We start from the raw sequence: 1,051 nt of genomic DNA, 5'->3' as shown, positions 1-1,051 counted from the left end.
CTCAGCTCACGCAAGACCTTTCGGGCATGGGAATTCAACGGGCCGCATCCCTGCAGCCGCTGGCTCAGGCCTTCCCGCCAGCACCTTTGCCCATCGACAGGGTGACTGTCGCCCCGTGGCGTGTCTCGAAATGCCGGTGTACAGAGGGGCCCCATGGCCTGGCCCGTGGGCTTCTGCACGTACGGCGGCGATCCCGGCCGGCCGCGCTCGGCCCCCTCGGTCCATAGGCCTACCGTCCGCTTGCGACGTGCGAGGCGCCGCCAGTCGGCGGCTGCCGGTGAAGTCCGTCAGAGGAGCCCCGCCCTGATCCTCGACGCGGGCACTTTCACCGTCCTTGCTGACAAAAATGATCTACATCGCAGCGATATGGGTGCACATGGTGGAGTCAGTCGTCGATCGGTGCTGAAGGCCATCTCTCTCGCAGGCCTGCCATGATTCCCGTCCCGGCCCCCGCGGTCCGGCCGCGTGTGGATGCGGTGCCGCCGCGGTTTCCGCAGCCTGCAGTGGCGGCGTCGCGTGGGGTGTCCGGTTCTGTGTCACCCCTGCCGGAGCAGACTCGCGGACCCGAAATCTCAGCCTGCCGCCACCAGCGGTTACAGCCACCGCCTGATGGCGCATTGCGGGGCGGTCTGGTCTGTGCAGCAGGTCAGGAGTGCGAACGGGGACATGACCCGTCAGCCTGATAGGTCACGCCCAGTCGATACCGAGCTGCGCGGGGGCGGTGTGTTGGTCAGTGGTGAGCTTGTCTCGTCGGGACTTGGTGTTCGAGACCCACACCACCAGCTTCACCACCACCGCTCTACCTCGCCCTCGATCGTGATCTCCTCGCCGTGGGCGCGCGGCACCAGCCGGAAGCGGTCTGGTCCCGCCGGCGGCCGCTGGCCCGGGGATGTGGTCGCGGACGGTGGTGGAGGCCGCCGACCCCGGGGCGGTGCGGGCGGCGCTGCGGGGCCCGACGGGTGCCGGGGTGGCGGCGAGTCCCAGTTCCGGCTGTTCGCGGACGACGCGGGGCTGGACGTGGTCCAGGCGATGTACCTGGACCTGACGGGGC

1 protein-coding gene is annotated in these 1,051 nt (G+C 69.5%); it reads left to right on the top strand.

Annotated elements, in window-relative coordinates; all coding sequences use genetic code 11:
* Nucleotides 1-816: 816 nt before the first annotated feature.
* On the top strand, nt 817-1,051 hold a 235-nt coding region (locus tag AB0O29_RS36365), incomplete at its 3' end, for a hypothetical protein (RefSeq protein ID WP_365160835.1).

It is taken from the genome of Streptomyces sp. NPDC089915 (assembly GCF_040684675.1).
In the GTDB taxonomy this organism is placed as follows: domain Bacteria; phylum Actinomycetota; class Actinomycetes; order Streptomycetales; family Streptomycetaceae; genus Streptomyces.
Note: the sequence above shows the minus strand (reverse complement) of the source record. Positions and strands in the feature narration are given on the sequence as shown.